This is a genomic window from Brevundimonas pishanensis, assembly GCF_022750635.1.
Classification (GTDB): Bacteria; Pseudomonadota; Alphaproteobacteria; order Caulobacterales; family Caulobacteraceae; genus Brevundimonas; species Brevundimonas pishanensis.
The window spans coordinates 294,959-312,432 of the sequence record NZ_JAJKBG010000004.1; the positions used below are offsets into that span (position 1 = coordinate 294,959).

The following is a 17,474-nucleotide window of genomic DNA, read 5'->3' on the forward strand; positions in this document are numbered from 1 at the left end:
CAAGGAAAACCGTCGATGTTCATCGATCACCCCAGTATCAGCGACGAGGAACGCACCCCGACCGACGCCGTGATCGAAGCTGCCAACTATGGCATCGCCCTTCGCCGCGAGCACGGGCGCGGCGGCACGGAGGTGGGTCTGGAACGCGCCCGTCGCCTGTCCTCGGGCGAGCGGGTCAGTGATCGCGACATCAAGGTCATGAACGCATGGTTCGCCCGCCACGCCGTCGACAAACGCGGCAAGTTCTGGGGCCACCCGACCAAGCCGTCAGCGGGCTATATCGCGTGGCATCTGTGGGGCGGTGATGCTGGTCAGGAGTGGATCGCGAACCTTCGACTACGCTTAAAGAAAAACGATTTGTAGGCAGCTAACTTAGGTCGCTCAGAAAACCCGTATAGCTCTTCAGCGGTAACCTTAAAGTATTTAGCCCTTACCGGATCTAAGCAGCTGAATATCACTACAACAGATTCTTGCAAATTATCTAACAACGTTCCATCTTTAATCTTAGATACCAATTTAAATGAAAGATGTTCTCCACCACCGACCACCACACGTTTTCGGCTAACTGCTGAGCTCCCCCTTGCACTCCAGTTTTTTCTTTCTGATTCAACAAAATACCGGAATGATCAATAAAATGTCCACTGAATGAGACATCAACAACATTGATAACAATAGGATATTTTCTTCTATTCCATATTTCAAATTCTATTGAGCAGTACAATTTACCATTAGAACCCAAAATATTGGGATCATCAGAATTAATATTTCCAGATTCTACCCCATAGCTTTTAAATACAACTATAGGCCTCCACCCCATTTGCTGACGGAATGAAAACATCAGTGACAATAGCGAAACGGTAAAGGTACCGACTGTCAAAGATACGTACGCAACGAATTGAGCAACTGACACGTACTTCGTTAACCAGTCGACCATTTTCTCCCCCTCGCATAAAACCCCCGTCATTTCTGACGGGGGTTGGTAAACCTTAGTCCCAGTTGAGGATGACCTTGCCGGACTGGCCGGACTTCATCGCCTCGAAACCTTCGCGATACTGAGAATAGTGCAGCTGGTGGGTGATCAGCGGCTGCAGGTCTAGACCGGCTTTCAGCAGACCCAGCATCTTGCGCCAGGTGGTGAACATCTCGCGGCCATAGACGCCCTTGATGTTGATGGCCTTAAGGATGATCTGGCCCCAGTCCGTCTCGGTCGGCTTGGACGGAATGCCCAGCAGCGCCAGACCCCCGCCCATGATCAGGGTGTCCACGCATTGCTTGAAGGCAATCGGCGAGCCCGACATTTCCAGCGCCACGTCGAAACCGACCTTGAGGCCCAGTTCCTTCATCACGTCGTGCAGGTCTTCCTTGGTGGTGTTCACGGTGCGAACGCCCGGCACGACCTTTTGCGCCAGCTCCAGACGGAAGTCGTTGATGTCGGTCAGCACCACGGTACGCGCACCGGCGTGACGGGCCACGGCGGCGGCCATGACGCCGATCGGGCCTGCGCCCGTCACCAGAACGTCCTCACCCAGCAGGTCGAACTGCTGCGCGGTGTGAACGGCATTACCGAACGGGTCGAGGATGGCACCGATTTCGTACGGCACATCATCCGGAAGTTCGATCACGTTGAAGGCCGGAGCCACCACGTATTCGGCAAAGCAGCCCTGACGGTTCACGCCGATACCGCGCGTGTGCGGATCGAGGTGGAAGTGACCTGCGCGGGCGGCCTCGGAGTTCAGGTCGATGACGTGACCTTCCGCCGAGACGCGCTGGCCGATCTTGAGCGGGCGGTCCACTTCGGCACCGATGGCAACGATATCGCCAGCGAACTCGTGACCGGTAATCATCGGAACGGGCACGTTCTTTTGCGACCACTCGTCCCAGTTCCAGATGTGGATGTCGGTGCCGCAAACCGCCGTGCGGCGCACGCGGATCAGAACGTCTTCCGGACCATATTCCGGGATCGGCGCGGTGATCTGTTCCAGACCTTCAGCGGGCTGGGTCTTGGCCAGCGCCTGCATAGTATCGGCCATCGTTTCACTCCCTGAGTGTTTTTCGCCTGCCCTTAAAAGAGCAGTTTAAATCCTGAAACGGATCATCACGGCCTTTCTCGGGACACCTGTGATGATCCGGTATTATGTCCGCCCTTAGGCGATGACGCCCAGTTCCTTACCCGCTTGGGTGAAGGCGGCGACCGCTTGGTCGATCTGCTCGAAGGTGTGAGCCGCCGACATCTGGGTGCGGATGCGGGCTGCACCACGCGGTACGACCGGGAAGCTGAATCCGATCACATAGACGCCCAGTTCCAGCAGTCGCGCCGCCATGTCCTGCGCCAGCTTGGCATCGCCCAGCATGACCGGAATGATCGGGTGCTCGCCCGGCAGCAGGTCGAAACCTGCGTCTGCCATTTTCGAGCGGAAGCGTTGGGCGTTGGCGAACAGTTGCTCGCGCAGCTTGTCGCCCTCCTCGCCCGCCGCGATGCGGATAGCTTCCAGCGACGAACCGCAAACCGCAGGGGCCAGCGCGTTCGAGAACAGGTACGGACGGGCGCGCTGCTTCAGCAACGAAACCACATCGCCATTGGCACAGATAAAGCCGCCCATTGCGCCGCCCAGCGCCTTGCCGAAGGTGCCGGTGACGAAATCGACCTTCACTCCATTATGCGCGAACGAGCCGCGGCCCTTGGGACCAAGGAAGCCCGTGGCGTGGCAGTCATCGACCATGATCAGGGCGTTATACTGGTCGGCCAGTTTGCGGATTTCATCCAGCTTGCCGATGTAGCCGTCCATCGAGAAGGCACCGTCGGTGGCGATGATGATGTCGCGGGCACCGTCTGCGCGGGCTTGTTTCAATTGGGCTTCCAGATCGGCCATGTCCGAGTTGGCAAAGCGATAGCGCTTGGCCTTGCACAGACGCACACCGTCGATGATGGAGGCGTGGTTCAGGCTGTCCGAAACAATCGCGTCCTCTGCACTGAACAGCGGCTCGAAGATGCCACCGTTGGCGTCGAAGGCGGCGGCGAACAGGATGGTGTCCTCAAAGCCGAGATAGTCGGCGATGGCACGTTCCAGCTCTTTGTGGATTTCCAGCGTGCCGCAGATGAAGCGAACCGATGCGGTACCCGCACCCCACTTTTCCTGCGCCTTGATACCGGCCTGGGTGACGCGCTCGTCACCGGCCAGGCCGAGGTAGTTGTTGGCGCAGAAGTTCAGCACGTCGCGGCCATTGACCGAGATCACAGGCCCTTGGCGCGAGGCGATCACGCGCTCGGGCTTGGTGAGGCCCTGTGCGTCGATATCAGCCAGTTCAGCCGAAACACGTTCGTAGAATGCAGGATTCGCAGATTGGGTCATGTTTGCTCGCTACGCCGTTTTTCCGCAGGATTAAACCCCTATTCTTACGGGGCCTTGGGCGGAGTATTCCCTCGTTCCGCAGCATCCGTAAAGGCCGAGAGCGTGACCTTGCCGCCGCAGGCCTCGATGTCGGCCGGAATGGTCGGCAGAGCGCCGCCACCGGGTGCATAGACATACCATCCCCTCACCTTCGGACAGACTGTCTCGCCCTGCGCCTCATTGGGGATGACGGACCAGCCGATGAAGAACCGGGCGGTGTCTCCCGCCTTAAGTTCGATACGGTCCTTGCCCTCGACTGAGGCAAAGTAGCTGTCCGTCGTGCGCTGGACTTTCAGGGCACTGGTCTGGTCCTGAACGGGTCTGAGTTCGGGCCACTTCGGCAGAAGACAGCCCGTCGCGCCCTTAACCTTTAGAGTGACCGGCAAATGGCGATGGCCCATACCGGCGTCCATCTCTCCGGTTTCCAACTCAAGCTGATCTGCACGGCAGGCCGTCAGGGTCGGTGCCGGAGCCGCCGTATTGGCGACGCGCGTACATTGAAGCGCCTCTCCGTCAGCTTGGGTCAGCGTGCCGACATCCTTGTTGTCCTCGTTGACCAGACGCCAGCTCACACGCCCGTCGCTGTATTCTATGCCGCGCTGAGCACCACGGGCGGTCATCCGGACCTCGCTGCCGTTCAGCGTCATATGCGCCAGCCCCCCCTGATCATAGCTGACCGTCAAAGGCTGCCCCTCGCCGCAGGAATACGTCACGACCTGCGAGGCCATCGCGGGATCCAGTTTTAGCCCCCCGCTCGTTTCCTGAGGCGTGGCCTGCTGCTGACAGGCCGCAAGCAAGGGCAGGATCACGCCCAGTTTGATCATCCGCATGGTGGTTTCCCCGCTGTTGGAGCCGCCCGATGGCCAGCCGATATGACCTAAACGCCACAAAGCATGCGCGGCTCCGACGCTTTGAACGGAAAGCGGTTGCGAAGTGATATAATATAACATATCACGTCGCTCCATCAGGTCTTATGGTGGTGTTTATGACGAACAAGTCTCTGCTTCTTTCCGTCTCGCTGTTGTCCCTTTGCGCGGGCGCGGCCCACGCACAGCAAGCTAGCGGCGATCCCCACGACCATGTCACCGAGGTTGAGGAAATCGTCGTCCGCGCCCTGCCACTGGGCCGCTCCGGTGACGACGTTGCCTCCCACGTTTCGCTGCTCAGCGGCGAAGCCTTCGTCCAGCGCCGCACCTCGACGCTGGGTGACACCCTCAGCAGCCTTCCCGGCGTGAACTCGGACGCCTTTGGCGGCGGTGCCAGCCGCCCTGTCATCCGTGGCCAGACCAGCCCGCGCGTCAAAATCCTCAGCGAAGGCGCTGGCCTGATCGACGCCTCGGAGGTTTCCCCCGACCACGCCGTTTCGGGCGAACCGCTGCTGATGGAAGGCGTGGAAATCCTGCGCGGCCCGTCGGCCCTTCTCTATGGTGGTGGTGCCATAGGCGGCGCCGTTAACCTGTTGGACAAGAAGATCCCGACCCGCATCCCGCTGAACGGTGGTGAGGGTGTGGTCGAATACCGCCACGGCAGCGTGGATAACGAAGACGCCGGGGTTGTCGGCCTGACGGTTGGCGCGGGCCAGTTTGCCCTGCGCCTCGAAGCTGTGGGTCGCCGTAGCGATGATTATCGCATCCCCGACAGCGACGAAGACCGCCTCGACGGCAGCTACAATAACACCTTCACCGGCACGATCGGTGCCTCCTGGATCGGCGACAAGGGTTATCTGGGTGCGGCCTTCACCCAGCAGAAGAGCACCTACGGCCTGTCGGGCCACAGCCACGAGTTCGCCTCGTGCCATCCGCACGGCACCTCGCTGCACTGCGGCGGTCATGACGACCATGGCCATGATGACCACGACGATCACGACGACGATCACGACCACGACCATGACCACGCAGCACCGGAAGTGCGCCTGCTAAGCCAACGGGTCGATCTGCGCGGTGAACTGCGCAACCCGATGCAGGGCATCGAACGCATCCGTCTGCGTGCTGGCTACACCGACTACGAGCACAAGGAAGTGGAAGAAGGCGAGGTCCTGACCACCTTCAGCAACAAGGGCTATGACGGTCGCCTCGAAGTCCAGCACTCCGAATGGAACGGCCTGCGCGGCGTCGGTGGTGTTCAGATCAGCAAGACCGAGTTCGGTGCGGTAGGTCTTGAGTCCTATCTGCGCCCGACCGAAACCCAGTCCACCGGCCTCTTCGTTATGGAAGAGTACGAACTGGGCGGCTGGCATCTGGAAAGCGCAGTGCGCAAGGATTGGACCGAAACCTCCGTGTTGAACGGTGCGTCGGTCGATCACGATCCGCTGTCTGTCTCCGCGTCCGCCCTGTGGCACTTCAATCCGCAATGGACGGTCGCCTTGTCGCTGGCGCGTTCGCAGCGTGCACCTACCGCGCAGGAAATGTTCGCACGCGGCGTCCACCTGGCGACCAACACCTATGAGCTGGGCACCGCTTCGCTGAACCTCGAGACCGCCAAGTCCGCCGAACTGACCCTTCGCAAGGCCGAGGGTCGCCTGACCGGTACCGTCAGCGTCTATAGCTATGACTATGACAACTACATTTTCGCCAACACTCTGGATCAGCACGAAGACTTCCGCCTGATCCGCTACGAGCAGGCGGACGCCAAATTCACCGGCATCGACGCCGAGGTGACCGCCAAGATCACGCCGGCTCTGAGCGCAACCGTCTATGGCGACTATGTCCGCGCCAAGCTGGACAGCGGCGATAACCTGCCCCGCATCCCCGCGGGCCGCTTGGGCGCTCGCCTGTCGGGCTATCATGGCCCGTGGTCGGGTGAACTGGATTACAGCCACGTCTTCGAACAGGCCAAGGTCGCCGACTATGAAGACAAGACCCCCGGCTATGACCTGTTGAGCGCAACCGCTGCCTACGGCTTCAACATCGCCGACAAGGCCGATGCCGAAATCTACGTACGCGGCACCAATCTGCTGGACGAAAAGGCCTGGAGCCACGCCTCGTTCCTCGGCGAACGCGCTCCGATCCGTGGACGCGGTGTGACCGCCGGTGTGCGCGTGCGCTTCTAAAGCCACACTCACTCCAACATTCCAAAAAGTTGAGGGGCGGGATCGACGGATTCCGCCCCTCTTTGCGTTGAACCTTCCAACACCTGACGTTCATGGAACGATTTTCTTGCGATCGACCTCATGGTCAGGCCGGATTTTTAAACTGCGGTTCAGCCAGCGTTCACCGCTGCAGTTCTAAGCCGATAACAACAATAAAGCCGACTGGCCTCCCCGTCGGTCGGTAACCCTCAGGACTGATATGTCGCCCGTAACTCTTCTGCTTGCCTTGGCCTCGATGTCACCGGAAGCCGCTGCTTCCGCTGCTGCAGCCAACCCTGCCGTTCAGCAAACGCCGACCCCTGCCCACGCTCCTGTTCAGGAGTCGTCGCAGACCGTTGACGAAGAAGACACCTATGACCTCGGCACCATCACTGCGACCGCGGTGTCGCGTCGCGGTGCCGCTCTGGGAGGTTATGAGCCCGAGGCAGTTCTGGATGCCGAGCAGCTCAAGGCCTATGGCGCGGGTACCATCGAAGAACTGATGACCTTGCTGGAGCCGCTGACCCGTTCGTCGCGCGGTGGCTCGCCGGTCTTCCTCGTCAATGGTCGCCGCATCTCCGGCTTCCAGGAAATCCGCGGCATCCCACCCGAAGCGATCGAACGCACTGAAATCCTACCCGAGGAAACCGCCCTGTCGTACGGCTATACCGCCGACCAGCGCGTGGTGAACTTCGTGCTGAAGGAGAACTTCCGCTCGGTCGCCCTGCAAGGCCAGGTGAAGCGTCCGTTCGACGGTGGCCGCACCCAGAGCGAGTTGGAAACCAACATCGTTCGTATCGGCGGCACGCAGCGCTGGACGCTGGACCTCGAATATCAGGCGGACAGCCCGCTGTACGAAACCGAGCGTGACATCGTCCGCCAAGCCAACGGCATTGGTGCAACGCCCGAAGAGCGCGTCGCCTATCAAACGCTGAACCCGCGCCGTCGCGGCTATGAGGTCAGCGGTTCGTACAAGCGCGATCTGGAAAGCGGTATCGGCCTGACGGTCAGCGGCAACGTTCAACAGAACAACCGACTGTCTTATCTCGGCCTGCCCGGTGTCTCTGTCACCCTGCCCGCCTCCAGCCCGTTTGCTTCGTCGCCGCAAGATGTGCGGGTCGAGCGCTTCCTCGGCACGGCAGGCCCGCTGTCGCGCGACGCCGACAGCCTATCGGCCAACATCAACGCTCTGGCCGATGGCTATATGGGCGAATGGCGCTGGACGGTCAGCGGCGGCGTGAAGCGTAGCGAAACCGAAACCACCACCATGCGAGGTCTGAACACCACGGCATTCAGCGCCGGTGTCCGCGACGGTACCATCGACCCGTTTGGCGACCTGTCGGCTCTGGCCTTCAATCCTGATGATGTGTCCAAGTCGATCAACACCTCGGCCAATGTCGAAGGGGTTATCAATGGTGCCCTGTGGCAAGCTCCGGCCGGCGCGTTGAACGCTACGTTCAAGGGTGGCTTCGACACCCAGAAGCAGGAAGCCGAAAATCTGCGCGGCGGCGTCTATTCCGAGCGCAGCCTGTCGCGTGACCGGTTCAGTGCGTCCGGTAACTTCAACATGCCGCTGTTCAGCAGCGACATGGAAGGTATCGGCAAGCTGGGCAATCTATCGGCAAACCTGAACCTTCAGTATGAAGACCTGTCGGACTTCGGTGGTCTGAACAAATGGACCGTCGGTCTGAACTATGCGCCGATCGACGCCCTGAACTTCACCGCCTCCTATGCGGACGAGCAATCGGCCCCGTCGATGGCCCAGTTGAACGATCCGGTGCTGAATACGCCGAACGTTCCGGTCTATGACTTCGCAACCGGCCAAAGCGTCATCATCAACCGTGTCGAAGGCGGCAACCGCGGCCTGTCGGCCGAGGACAAGTCGGTCCTGCGTCTAGGCGTGAACTGGAAGCCGCTGCAGGATAAAGACCTGCGCTTCACGGCCAACTACACCCGCACGGAAACCGACGGCATTATCGCCTCCTTCCCGACCATCACGCCTGCTCTCGAAGCTGCCCTTCCCGAGCGCTTCACCCGTGATTTGGCCGGCAATCTGATCGAGATCGATGCCCGCCCGCTGAACTTCGAGAACAGCCTCAAAGAAGAAATCCGCTGGGGCCTGAACTTCTCCACGCCGTTCGGCAAGCCGAACGCGGCGGCCATGGCGCGTCAGGCCGGTCAGGGTGGCGAAGGTCGCCCGCCTATGGGTGGTCCGCGCGGTGAAGGCCCGCCTCCTGGTGCCGCTCAAGGCGGCCGTCAGGGCGGCGGTCCCCGTATGGGGGCCGGCGGCAGTGGCCCGCGCATGGGCGGCGGCGGTGGCCGTGGCGGTCAGATGCAACCGGGTCAGGGACGCTTCAATGTCAGCCTGTATCACACCTATCGCATGACCGATGAGCTGACGATCCGCGAGGGTCTTCCGGTCATCGACTTGCTGGATGGCGGTGCGACGGGCGCGCGCGGTGGCCAGTCGCGTAACGAGCTTCAGCTTCAGGCTGGGGTGTTCAAGAGCGGCATGGGTGCCTTCCTGAACGCCAACTGGGCGGAAGGAACGCGCGTCTCGGGTGGCAACTCGGGCGACCTGAACTTCTCTGACCTGACGACTGTGAACCTGAATATGTTCGCGGATCTGGGTCAGCGCACCAAACTGGTCGAGAAGTTCCCGTGGCTCACCGGTTCGCGCGTCTCGATCGGTATCGAGAACCTGTTCGACGAGCGTATCGAAGTGCGCGACGCGCTCGGCAACACGCCTCCCGCCTATCAGCCAGACTACATGGACCCGATGGGCCGGACGTTCCGGATCAACTTCCGCAAGATCATCTTCTAAAAACGAAAGGCCCGCTGGAAACAGCGGGCCTTCTCTTTTGTCGGATAGAAAAAAGCCCGCAGCGAACTGCGGGCCTTTTCTTTTAGTGGTGGTCACTCTTCGGAGTTTCCATCAGTTCGATCAGGACGCCGCCCATCTCCTTCGGGTGAAGGAAGACGACAGGCGTGCCGTGGGCACCGATGCGCGGCTCGCCGGTGCCGAGGATGGTGACGCCCTTGGCACGCATTTCAGCGACCGCAGCGTGGATGTCCTCGACCTCGAAGCACACATGGTGCTGGCCGCCCTTGGGGTTCTTGGCGAGGAAGCCGAAAATCGGGCTGTTCTCGTCAAACGGCTCGATCAGTTCGATCTGTGCCGTCGGGGTATCGACGAAGCAGACCTTCACACCTTGGGCCGGCAGATCGAACGGTTCGCCGATCTTGGTCGCGCCCAGAATGTCGCGATAGAGCTTGATCGACCCTTCGATCGAAGGCGTCGCCACGCCGACGTGGTTCAGATTACCGATCATCACTTGTTGTCCGCTTTAGGCTGGGCATAGCCCAGACGCTCGTTGAGTTTCTCGATCAGGTCAGCCGCCGTGTCGGCAATCACCGAACCCGGCGGATAGACAGCAGCAGCGCCCATATCCAGCAGTGGCTGTACGTCCGACGGCGGGATAACTCCGCCGACCACGATCATGATGTCTTCACGGCCCAGCTTGGCCAGTTCGGCCTTGAGTTCCGGCACCAGCGTCAGATGACCGGCTGCCAGCGAGGATGCACCCACCGCGTGCACGTTCTTTTCAACGGCATCACGGGCCGCTTCCGCAGGCGTCTGGAACAGAGCACCAGCCGTCACATCAAAGCCGATGTCGCCATAGCCGGTTGCCACAACCTTCTGGCCACGGTCGTGACCGTCCTGGCCCAGCTTGGCGATCAGGATGCGCGGCGGACCACCATCGTTCTCGACAAAGGTGGCGACCATATCGCGGGCGCGGGCGACCTTCGGATCGTTACCCGCTTCCTTGGCATAGACGCCCGAGACGGTTTTCACGGTGGCGACGTGGCGACCGAAGGCGGCCTCCAACGCATCCGAGATTTCACCCACGGTAGCCTTGGCGCGTGCGGCACGAACCGCCAGTTCCATCAGGTTTTCGCCGCCCTTGGCCCCTTCGGTCAGGGCGTTAAGCGCGGCTTGAACATCAGCATCGTTACGCTCTGCCTTCAGACGTTGCAGCTTCTCGATCTGGCGGGCGCGAACCTCGGCATTGTCGACCTTCAGCATCGGAATGTCGTCAACGACAGGGTTCAGATACTTGTTCACGCCGACCACGGTCTGTTGACCGGTGTCGATGCGCGCCTGAGTGCGGGCCGCCGACTCTTCGATACGCAGCTTCGGAATACCGGCTTCAATGGCCTTGGCCATGCCGCCGTAGGCCTCGACCTCTTCCATCAGGGCGCGGGCCTTGGTGGCCAGTTCTTGCGTCAGGCGCTCGACATAGTGCGAGCCACCCCACGGGTCGATGACCTTGGTCAGACCGGTTTCCGACTGGGCCAGGATCTGCGTGTTACGCGCGATACGGGCCGAGAAGTCGGTCGGCAGAGCCAGCGCTTCGTCCAGCGCATTGGTGTGCAGCGACTGGGTCTGGCCACCGGCAGCAGCCATACACTCGATCATGGTGCGCGGCACATTGTTGAACACATCCTGCGCGGCCAGCGACCAGCCCGAAGTCTGGCAGTGGGTACGAAGCGACAGTGATTTGGGATTAACGCCGCCTTCCTTCTTCACGGCCTCGGCCCACAGAAGGCGACCGGCGCGCATCTTGGCTACTTCCATGAAGTAGTTCATGCCGATGGCCCAGAAGAAGCTCAGGCGCGGCGCGAAGGTATCAACCGCCATGCCCGCAGCCTTGCCCGCGCGCAGGTATTCGATACCGTCCGACAGCGTATAGGCCAGCTCGATATCCGCAGACGCCCCCGCTTCCTGCATGTGGTAGCCGGAAATGGAGATTGAGTTGAACTTCGGCGTCTCCTTCGAGGTCCACTCGAAGATGTCCGAGATGATCCGCATCGAGGGCGACGGCGGATAAATGTAGGTGTTGCGGACCATGAACTCCTTCAGAATGTCATTCTGAATTGTTCCGGTCAGTTGGGCGTGCTCGACGCCCTGCTCTTCGCCCGCCACGACATAGAGGGCGAGGATCGGCAGAACCGCGCCGTTCATGGTCATCGACACCGACATCTTGTCCAGCGGGATGCCATCGAACAGGGTCCGCATATCGAGAATGCTGTCGATGGCCACACCGGCCATGCCGACATCGCCCTTCACGCGCGGGTGGTCGCTGTCATAGCCACGGTGGGTGGCAAGGTCGAAGGCGACCGACAGACCCTTTTGGCCCGCCGCGAGGTTGCGGCGATAAAAGGCATTCGACTCTTCGGCGGTCGAGAAGCCCGCATACTGGCGGATGGTCCACGGCGCACCGGCGTACATGGTCGGGTACGGACCGCGCACGAACGGCGCAAAACCGGGCAGACCCTCGAGGAAGTCGAGGCCCTCGATGGCCGAGGCGTCATAGGACGGCTGGACGGTGATACCTTCTGGCGTGGTCCATGCCTCGCGGGCGGGGCCTTGGCCCGTTTGGCCAAGTTCCAGTTTCAGCTTGGAGAAATCAGGGAAGCTCATTGGCCTGCCTCCTCAAACGCGGCGGCAATACGGACAGGTTTCAGCGGCTCGAACGCGCCATAGGTCGGCACCTCGTCATCGGCTTGGCTGACGATCACGCCGCGCGCGTCGGGGTCCACAAACTTGGTGACGCCGACGATCTGCGCCGCGCCGTTCTGATAGACTTTTTCGGTAAACTCTCGCGCGCGGGCGATGCGCTGTTGCACAAGACCGCCCTCGAGGAAGGCGACGATGCCGCCCTCGGCCTCATAGGCCTGGAACTCGGTCCATGCCGCCTCGGCCAGCTCGCGCGTGCGGGCATCCAGATACCAGCTACCCGAGGCCGGATCATCGACGCGGCCCAGATTGCTCTCTTCCATCAGGATCAGCTGGGTATTGCGGGCCTGACGGCGGGCGAAATCATCGGGCAGACCTGCGGCGCGGGTAAAGCCGTCCAGCACCACGATATCGGCACCGCCGACGCTGCCTGCGAAACCGGCAGCGGTCAGGCGCAGCATGTTCGGCCACGGATCACGCGAGGCCAGCATACGGCGCGACGAACGGGCCTCGATCTGGGCCTGAACCTCATAGCCGAAAGCCTTGGACACGTTCGACCAAAGGATACGCAGGGCGCGGATTTTGGACAGGCTGTCGAAATACTGCTGGTCCACTGCGACGCCCAGCGTCACCGAGGCCAGTGCCTTTTCAACCGACACGCCAGCCGTCACCAGCGTCTTGACGTAAAGCACCGCCGACGACAGGGCGAAGGCCAGTTCCTGACCGATCGATGCACCCGCCTCATGGGCGACCTGACCCGATGCGAGGAACAGGCGTGCTTCCGGATAGGTGTTCGACCAACCCGCGGCCTTTTGCGCCGCTTCGCTGACGATCTTGGCAAAGTCCTCCGGCGCACCGCCCGAACGGGCATAGGCCGAGATCGGGTCGAGGTGGAAAGACAGCTTGGCACGCGGCGAAGCCTTGGCCACGGCGTCCAGCGCCTCGCCCGCCTTTACGCCGTCAAAACCGGCATCCAGCGCGACCGGCGCCAGCTCCAGCGCCACGCCTTCCAGCGCGGCTGCCAGTGCGGAGGCATCCTTCACCACCGGACCGGACAACAGGACCGACGCGGCCCCGTTCTCCAGATCGGTCAGCACCGCCTTGTTCATGGCGGCGGCATCCCCGCCCTCGTTGATGGTGCGCAGGTCCCACGCGCGGCCTTCGCTGTCGCTGGGACGCGGTGCGAACACCGCGCCCTGCGCATTAGCCGTGCCATACAGCGGTCGGGTCGCCAACTGGTCCGCATCCAGATGGACGAGACTTTCCAGCGGGCGCTCTTTCAGCGCCTTGATCGCGGCATCGCGCCATTCAAGCGGGGTCGGGGTCTTAAAACTCGAGGAACTCATTCGGAGACCTTCGCAAATTCTAGGCCCTTAGGGGAAGGCCCGTAGCGGTTTGGACCGCGGGTGCCGTCAAGGATGCCGACGACCACGAACAGATAAAAAGAGATTGCCATCCCAAGCAGATAGAACGTCCAGAAGGCCCCACTTCCAACGATATAGCCGAGGCCGAATAGGCTTCGCCCCCACGCCAGAACAAATGTCATGATCACGAGAGCGATAATGGGTTTCGCGTTCTTGTCCCGATCATGGGCCCGCTTCGCAGCAAGCGCGCAGGCAGGCCACACGAGACAAAAGTTCAGAACAGCCTCAATAGCGACTGATGGCGTGTGCGAGAGGCGATTTCTGACCCCCGCTCCACCGCTTGTAAAAAGCGAGAAGTCTGGGCCAAAAATCGCTCCCATAGCGATGTCGAAGCCGAAAAAGACCACCACTTGCAAACCAATAGTGGTTAGCCAATAATCTCGGCGTCTCATCCGGCCATTAAAGCTAAACAGCTTCTGGCTGAGCGTGAGCTCAGCCGACATTACTCGAACTCCACCAGAACGTCGTCGGCGGCGACGGGGTCACCGGCCTTGGCCTTCACGGACTTCACCTTGCCGTCACGCTCGGCCTTGAGGATGTTTTGCATCTTCATGGCTTCGATGATGGCGACGGTTTCGCCCGTCTTAACTTCCTGACCTTCGACGACGGGAATATCGACAACGAGGCCCGGCATCGGCGAAAGCGTCAGCTTGGACGTGTCGGCGGCCTGTTTCTCGGGCAGCAGGGCATAAAGCTCGGCCACTTCCGGGCGGACGATACGCACACGGGCCTTGGTGGCGCGCGAGCGAATGTCGAAGCCATCGGCGGCGCGCTTCACTTCCAGCGTAAACGCCTCGTCGTCCATCACGGCGCGGAACAGCGACAGGCCCGGACGCCAGTCGATTTCCGACAGCACCACCACCTCGTCATTGATGATGACGTTCAGGTCTTCGGCCTCGTCATAGCCGACCTCGACCTCGTAGGCGTCCTTGTCGACCAGAACCGTCCATTCCGAACGCTCGGACGGGTCACCATCCTGCTCGGCGATGACTTCGTTCATGGCCACAGCCGAGGCGACCATCAGCTTCACCTGTTCCGGCGTTGCGGCCAGACCGTCAAAGCCGTCGGGGAACTCGTCTTTGATATAGTTGGTGGTCAGCTTGCCCGACTGGAAACGTTCCTGATCCATAACCGCCGCCAGGAAGGGCACGTTGTGGCCAAGGCCCGCAAGGTGGGTGTCTTCCAAGGCCCGCGCCATGCCACGGATGGCGGCATCGCGGGTTTCGCCCCACGCGCACAGCTTGGCGATCATCGGGTCGTAGAACATGCTGATCTCGTCGCCCTCGCGGACGCCGCTATCATTACGCACGATATAGCCGTCCTGCTCGCCCTCTTCCGGCTGCTCGTAACGGACCAGACGGCCGATCGACGGCAGGAAGCCGCGGTACGGGTCTTCGGCGTAGATTCGGCTCTCGATGGCCCAGCCGTTGATCTTCAGCTCATCCTGCTTGAGGTTCAGATGCTCGCCCCATGCGGAACGGATCATCTGTTCCACCAGGTCGACGCCGGTGATCAGTTCGGTCACCGGATGCTCGACCTGAAGGCGGGTGTTCATCTCGAGGAAGTAGAACGACTTGTCCTGACCGGCCACGAACTCGACGGTGCCAGCACTGTCATAGTTCACGGCCTTGGCCAGTGCGACGGCCTGTGCGCCCATCGCCTGACGGGTCGCTTCGTCCAGCAGCGGCGACGGGGCCTCTTCGATGACCTTCTGGTTACGGCGCTGGATCGAGCATTCGCGCTCGAACAGGTGAATGACGTTGCCATGCTTGTCGCCCAGCACCTGAATCTCGATGTGGCGCGGATCGACGATGAACTTCTCGAGGAAGACGCGGTCGTCGCCAAAGGCGTTCAGAGCCTCGGCCTTAACGGCGGCAAAGCCCTCGGCCATGTCCTCGTCCGAGTGGGCGACGCGGATACCCTTGCCGCCACCGCCAGCGGACGCCTTGATCATGACCGGATAGCCGATCTCGCGGGCGATCTTCACGGCCTCGTCGGTCGTTTCGATCAGGCCCATGTGACCCGGAACGGTAGAGACGCCCGCTTCGGCTGCGAACTTCTTGGAGGTGATCTTGTCGCCCATGGCGTCGATCGCCTCTGGGTTCGGACCGATGAAGGCGATGCCCTCTTCCTTCAGACGACGCGCAAAGCTGGCGTTTTCCGACAGGAAGCCAAAGCCCGGATGCACAGCCTGTGCGCCCGTCTGCTTCACTGCGTCCACGATCTTGTCCTGGATCAGATAGGACTGGTTGGCTGGCGACGGACCGATGTGAACGGTTTCATCCGCCATCTCGACCGCCAGCGAACCGGCATCGGCGTCGGAGTAAACCACCACCGTCTTGATGCCCATCTTGCGGCAGGTCTTGATGACACGAACAGCGATTTCGCCGCGGTTGGCGATCAGAATTTTATCGAACATGTTTCTGGGCCTTACAGCGGAATGTTGTCGTGCTTCTTCCAGGGGTTTTCCTGGACCTTGTTCTTCAGCGTGCCGAGGGCCTTGATCAGGCGGCGTCGCGTGCCGTGTGGCATGATGACGTCGTCGATATAGCCGAGGCCAGCCGCCACGAACGGATTGGCGAAGCGTTCCTTGTATTCGGCTTCACGCGCGGCCAGTGCTTCAGGATCGCCCGCTTCCTTGCGGAAGATAATTTCCACGGCACCCTTGGCGCCCATGACGGCGATTTCAGCGGTCGGCCATGCATAGTTGACGTCGCCGCGCAGGTGCTTGGACGACATCACGTCGTATGCACCGCCGTAAGCCTTGCGGGTGATGACGGTCAGCTTCGGCACGGTGGCTTCGGCATAGGCGAAAAGCAGCTTGGCACCGTGTTTGATCAGTGCGCCGTATTCCTGCTTGGTGCCCGGCATGAAGCCCGGAACGTCCACAAAGGTGACCAGCGGGATGTTGAAGGCGTCGCAGAAACGCACGAAGCGCGAGGCCTTGCGGCTGGAGTCGATGTCCAGAACGCCCGCGAGGGTCTGCGGCTGGTTGCCGACGATGCCGACAGTCTGGCCATCCAGACGGCCAAAGCCGCAGATGATGTTCTTGGCGAAGTCGGCACCGATCTCGAAGAAGTCCGCCTCGTCGACGACCTTCAGGATCAGTTCCTTCATGTCATACGGCTGGTTCGGATTCACCGGAACGAGGGTGTCTAGCGAGGATTCCTCGCGGTCGGCCTCGTCATAGGTTTCACGCACCGGCGGCTTTTCACGGTTCGACAGCGGCAGGAAGCCGATCAGGCGACGAACTTCGGACAGGGCCTCAAGGTCGTTCTCGAACGCACCGTCAGCAACGCCCGACTTGCCAGCGTGAACGCGGGCACCGCCGAGGTCCTCGTGGCTTACGACCTCGTTGGTCACGGTCTTCACCACGTCCGGACCGGTCACGTACATGTAAGACGTGTCCTTCACCATGAAGATGAAGTCGGTGATGGCGGGCGAATAGACGTCACCACCGGCGCACGGGCCCATGATGACCGAAATCTGCGGGATAACGCCCGAAGCCAGCGTGTTCTGCAGGAAGATGTCGGCGTAACCGGCCAGCGATTCAACGCCTTCCTGAATACGCGCACCGCCGGCATCGAACAGGCCGATGATCGGCGCACCGGCCGTCAGTGCCATCTTCTGCAGCTTGACGATCTTGGCCGCGTGCGCGCCCGACAGCGAACCACCAAAGACGGTGAAGTCCTTGGAGAAGACATAGACCAGACGGCCGTTGATAGTGCCGCGACCGGTGACCACGCCGTCACCCGGGATGCGTTGCTTGTCCATGCCGAAGTCGTGGGAGCGGTGCTCCACGAACATGTCGGTCTCTTCGAAGCTGCCTTCATCTAGCAGCACATCGATACGCTCGCGTGCGGTCAGCTTGCCCTTGGCATGCTGCGACGCAATACGCGCTTCCCCCCCGCCCAGACGGGCGGCAGCGCGGCGACGCTCGAGTTCCTCGAGGATGGCCTGGGTCATGGAAATACGACTCCCTCACGAAATGTTTCAGGAAAAAACAGCGATCCTTGCAAAAAGGCAATCGCAACTTTGCAAATCGTGCGGAACTGTGTGAGTTTGCCAAGGGT

The 17,474-nt window shown here is 61.2% G+C and carries 13 protein-coding genes; 3 read left to right on the forward strand and 10 right to left on the reverse strand.

What is annotated here, in order from left to right; translation table 11 throughout:
* Positions 1 to 15: 15 nt before the first annotated feature.
* Positions 16 to 363: a hypothetical protein gene (locus LOX95_RS10095; RefSeq protein WP_242914355.1), complete on the forward strand. Its 348-nt coding sequence runs from the start codon at positions 16 to 18 to the stop codon at positions 361 to 363.
* Positions 364 to 481: 118 nt separating this feature from the next.
* Here the strand turns inward: LOX95_RS10095 and LOX95_RS10100 are convergent, their stop codons facing one another.
* From LOX95_RS10100 to LOX95_RS10115, 4 genes are all read right to left on the reverse strand, one after another.
* Positions 482 to 838: a hypothetical protein gene (locus tag LOX95_RS10100; RefSeq protein ID WP_242914356.1), complete on the reverse strand. Its 357-nt coding sequence runs from the start codon at positions 836 to 838 to the stop codon at positions 482 to 484.
* A 148-nt stretch (positions 839 to 986) separates the two neighbouring features.
* Positions 987 to 2,030 (reverse strand): L-threonine 3-dehydrogenase, encoded by a 1,044-nt coding sequence (tdh, locus tag LOX95_RS10105; RefSeq protein ID WP_242914357.1) that lies wholly within the window; start codon positions 2,028 to 2,030, stop codon positions 987 to 989.
* Positions 2,031 to 2,144: 114 nt separating this feature from the next.
* The gene (locus LOX95_RS10110; protein WP_242914358.1) at positions 2,145 to 3,350 is read right to left on the reverse strand and encodes a glycine C-acetyltransferase; all 1,206 of its coding nucleotides are present in this window, start codon (positions 3,348 to 3,350) and stop codon (positions 2,145 to 2,147) included.
* A gap of 44 nt (positions 3,351 to 3,394) precedes the next feature.
* The gene (locus LOX95_RS10115; RefSeq protein WP_242914359.1) at positions 3,395 to 4,219 is read right to left on the reverse strand and encodes a DUF4232 domain-containing protein; all 825 of its coding nucleotides are present in this window, start codon (positions 4,217 to 4,219) and stop codon (positions 3,395 to 3,397) included.
* 155 nt (positions 4,220 to 4,374) lie between these two features.
* Here LOX95_RS10115 and LOX95_RS10120 point away from each other — a divergent pair, with 155 nt between their 5' ends.
* Both LOX95_RS10120 and LOX95_RS10125 read left to right on the forward strand, forming a co-directional pair.
* Positions 4,375 to 6,438, forward strand: a complete 2,064-nt coding sequence (locus LOX95_RS10120) for a TonB-dependent receptor domain-containing protein (RefSeq protein ID WP_242914360.1) — start codon at positions 4,375 to 4,377, stop codon at positions 6,436 to 6,438.
* A gap of 238 nt (positions 6,439 to 6,676) precedes the next feature.
* On the forward strand, positions 6,677 to 9,280 hold the full coding sequence (locus tag LOX95_RS10125) for a TonB-dependent receptor domain-containing protein (RefSeq protein WP_242914361.1): 2,604 nt from the start codon (positions 6,677 to 6,679) through the stop codon (positions 9,278 to 9,280).
* 82 nt (positions 9,281 to 9,362) lie between these two features.
* Here LOX95_RS10125 and mce read toward each other — a convergent pair whose 3' ends face one another.
* From mce to LOX95_RS10155, 6 genes are read right to left on the reverse strand one after another with little or no spacing between them, the layout of a single operon-like run.
* The gene (mce, locus tag LOX95_RS10130) at positions 9,363 to 9,788 is read right to left on the reverse strand and encodes a methylmalonyl-CoA epimerase (RefSeq protein WP_242914362.1); all 426 of its coding nucleotides are present in this window, start codon (positions 9,786 to 9,788) and stop codon (positions 9,363 to 9,365) included.
* Positions 9,788 to 11,941, reverse strand: coding sequence for a methylmalonyl-CoA mutase (scpA, locus tag LOX95_RS10135; RefSeq protein ID WP_242914363.1), 2,154 nt, complete (start codon positions 11,939 to 11,941; stop codon positions 9,788 to 9,790). The genes mce and scpA overlap by 1 nt, the downstream gene beginning before the upstream one ends.
* Positions 11,938 to 13,323, reverse strand: a complete 1,386-nt coding sequence (locus LOX95_RS10140; protein ID WP_242914364.1) for a methylmalonyl-CoA mutase family protein — start codon at positions 13,321 to 13,323, stop codon at positions 11,938 to 11,940. Before LOX95_RS10140 ends, scpA begins: the two co-directional genes overlap by 4 nt.
* Positions 13,320 to 13,844 carry a DUF805 domain-containing protein gene (locus tag LOX95_RS10145; protein ID WP_242914365.1) on the reverse strand — a complete coding sequence of 175 codons (525 nt, stop codon included), beginning with the start codon at positions 13,842 to 13,844 and terminating at the stop codon, positions 13,320 to 13,322. The genes LOX95_RS10140 and LOX95_RS10145 overlap by 4 nt, the downstream gene beginning before the upstream one ends.
* The gene (locus tag LOX95_RS10150; RefSeq protein ID WP_242914366.1) at positions 13,844 to 15,820 is read right to left on the reverse strand and encodes an acetyl-CoA carboxylase biotin carboxylase subunit; all 1,977 of its coding nucleotides are present in this window, start codon (positions 15,818 to 15,820) and stop codon (positions 13,844 to 13,846) included. The genes LOX95_RS10145 and LOX95_RS10150 overlap by 1 nt, the downstream gene beginning before the upstream one ends.
* An 11-nt stretch (positions 15,821 to 15,831) precedes the next feature.
* Complete coding sequence (locus LOX95_RS10155) at positions 15,832 to 17,367, reverse strand: acyl-CoA carboxylase subunit beta (protein ID WP_242914367.1); 1,536 nt, start codon at positions 17,365 to 17,367, stop codon at positions 15,832 to 15,834.
* Between the last annotated feature and the right edge of the window lie 107 nt (positions 17,368 to 17,474).

What these genes read in the sequence shown, in the direction of transcription:
- LOX95_RS10140 (WP_242914364.1), bottom strand. Translation starts at nt 13,323, where the DNA reads ATGAGTTCCTCGAGTTTTAAGACCCCGACCCCGCTTGAATGGCGCGAT.
- LOX95_RS10095 (WP_242914355.1), top strand. Translation starts at nt 16, where the DNA reads ATGTTCATCGATCACCCCAGTATCAGCGACGAGGAACGCACCCCGACC.
- LOX95_RS10155 (WP_242914367.1), bottom strand. Translation starts at nt 17,367, where the DNA reads ATGACCCAGGCCATCCTCGAGGAACTCGAGCGTCGCCGCGCTGCCGCC.
- LOX95_RS10100 (WP_242914356.1), bottom strand. Translation starts at nt 838, where the DNA reads ATGTTTTCATTCCGTCAGCAAATGGGGTGGAGGCCTATAGTTGTATTT.
- tdh (WP_242914357.1), bottom strand. Translation starts at nt 2,030, where the DNA reads ATGGCCGATACTATGCAGGCGCTGGCCAAGACCCAGCCCGCTGAAGGT.
- LOX95_RS10120 (WP_242914360.1), top strand. Translation starts at nt 4,375, where the DNA reads ATGACGAACAAGTCTCTGCTTCTTTCCGTCTCGCTGTTGTCCCTTTGC.
- LOX95_RS10110 (WP_242914358.1), bottom strand. Translation starts at nt 3,350, where the DNA reads ATGACCCAATCTGCGAATCCTGCATTCTACGAACGTGTTTCGGCTGAA.
- LOX95_RS10145 (WP_242914365.1), bottom strand. Translation starts at nt 13,844, where the DNA reads ATGTCGGCTGAGCTCACGCTCAGCCAGAAGCTGTTTAGCTTTAATGGC.
- LOX95_RS10125 (WP_242914361.1), top strand. Translation starts at nt 6,677, where the DNA reads ATGTCGCCCGTAACTCTTCTGCTTGCCTTGGCCTCGATGTCACCGGAA.
- mce (WP_242914362.1), bottom strand. Translation starts at nt 9,788, where the DNA reads ATGATCGGTAATCTGAACCACGTCGGCGTGGCGACGCCTTCGATCGAA.
- LOX95_RS10150 (WP_242914366.1), bottom strand. Translation starts at nt 15,820, where the DNA reads ATGTTCGATAAAATTCTGATCGCCAACCGCGGCGAAATCGCTGTTCGT.
- scpA (WP_242914363.1), bottom strand. Translation starts at nt 11,941, where the DNA reads ATGAGCTTCCCTGATTTCTCCAAGCTGAAACTGGAACTTGGCCAAACG.
- LOX95_RS10115 (WP_242914359.1), bottom strand. Translation starts at nt 4,219, where the DNA reads ATGCGGATGATCAAACTGGGCGTGATCCTGCCCTTGCTTGCGGCCTGT.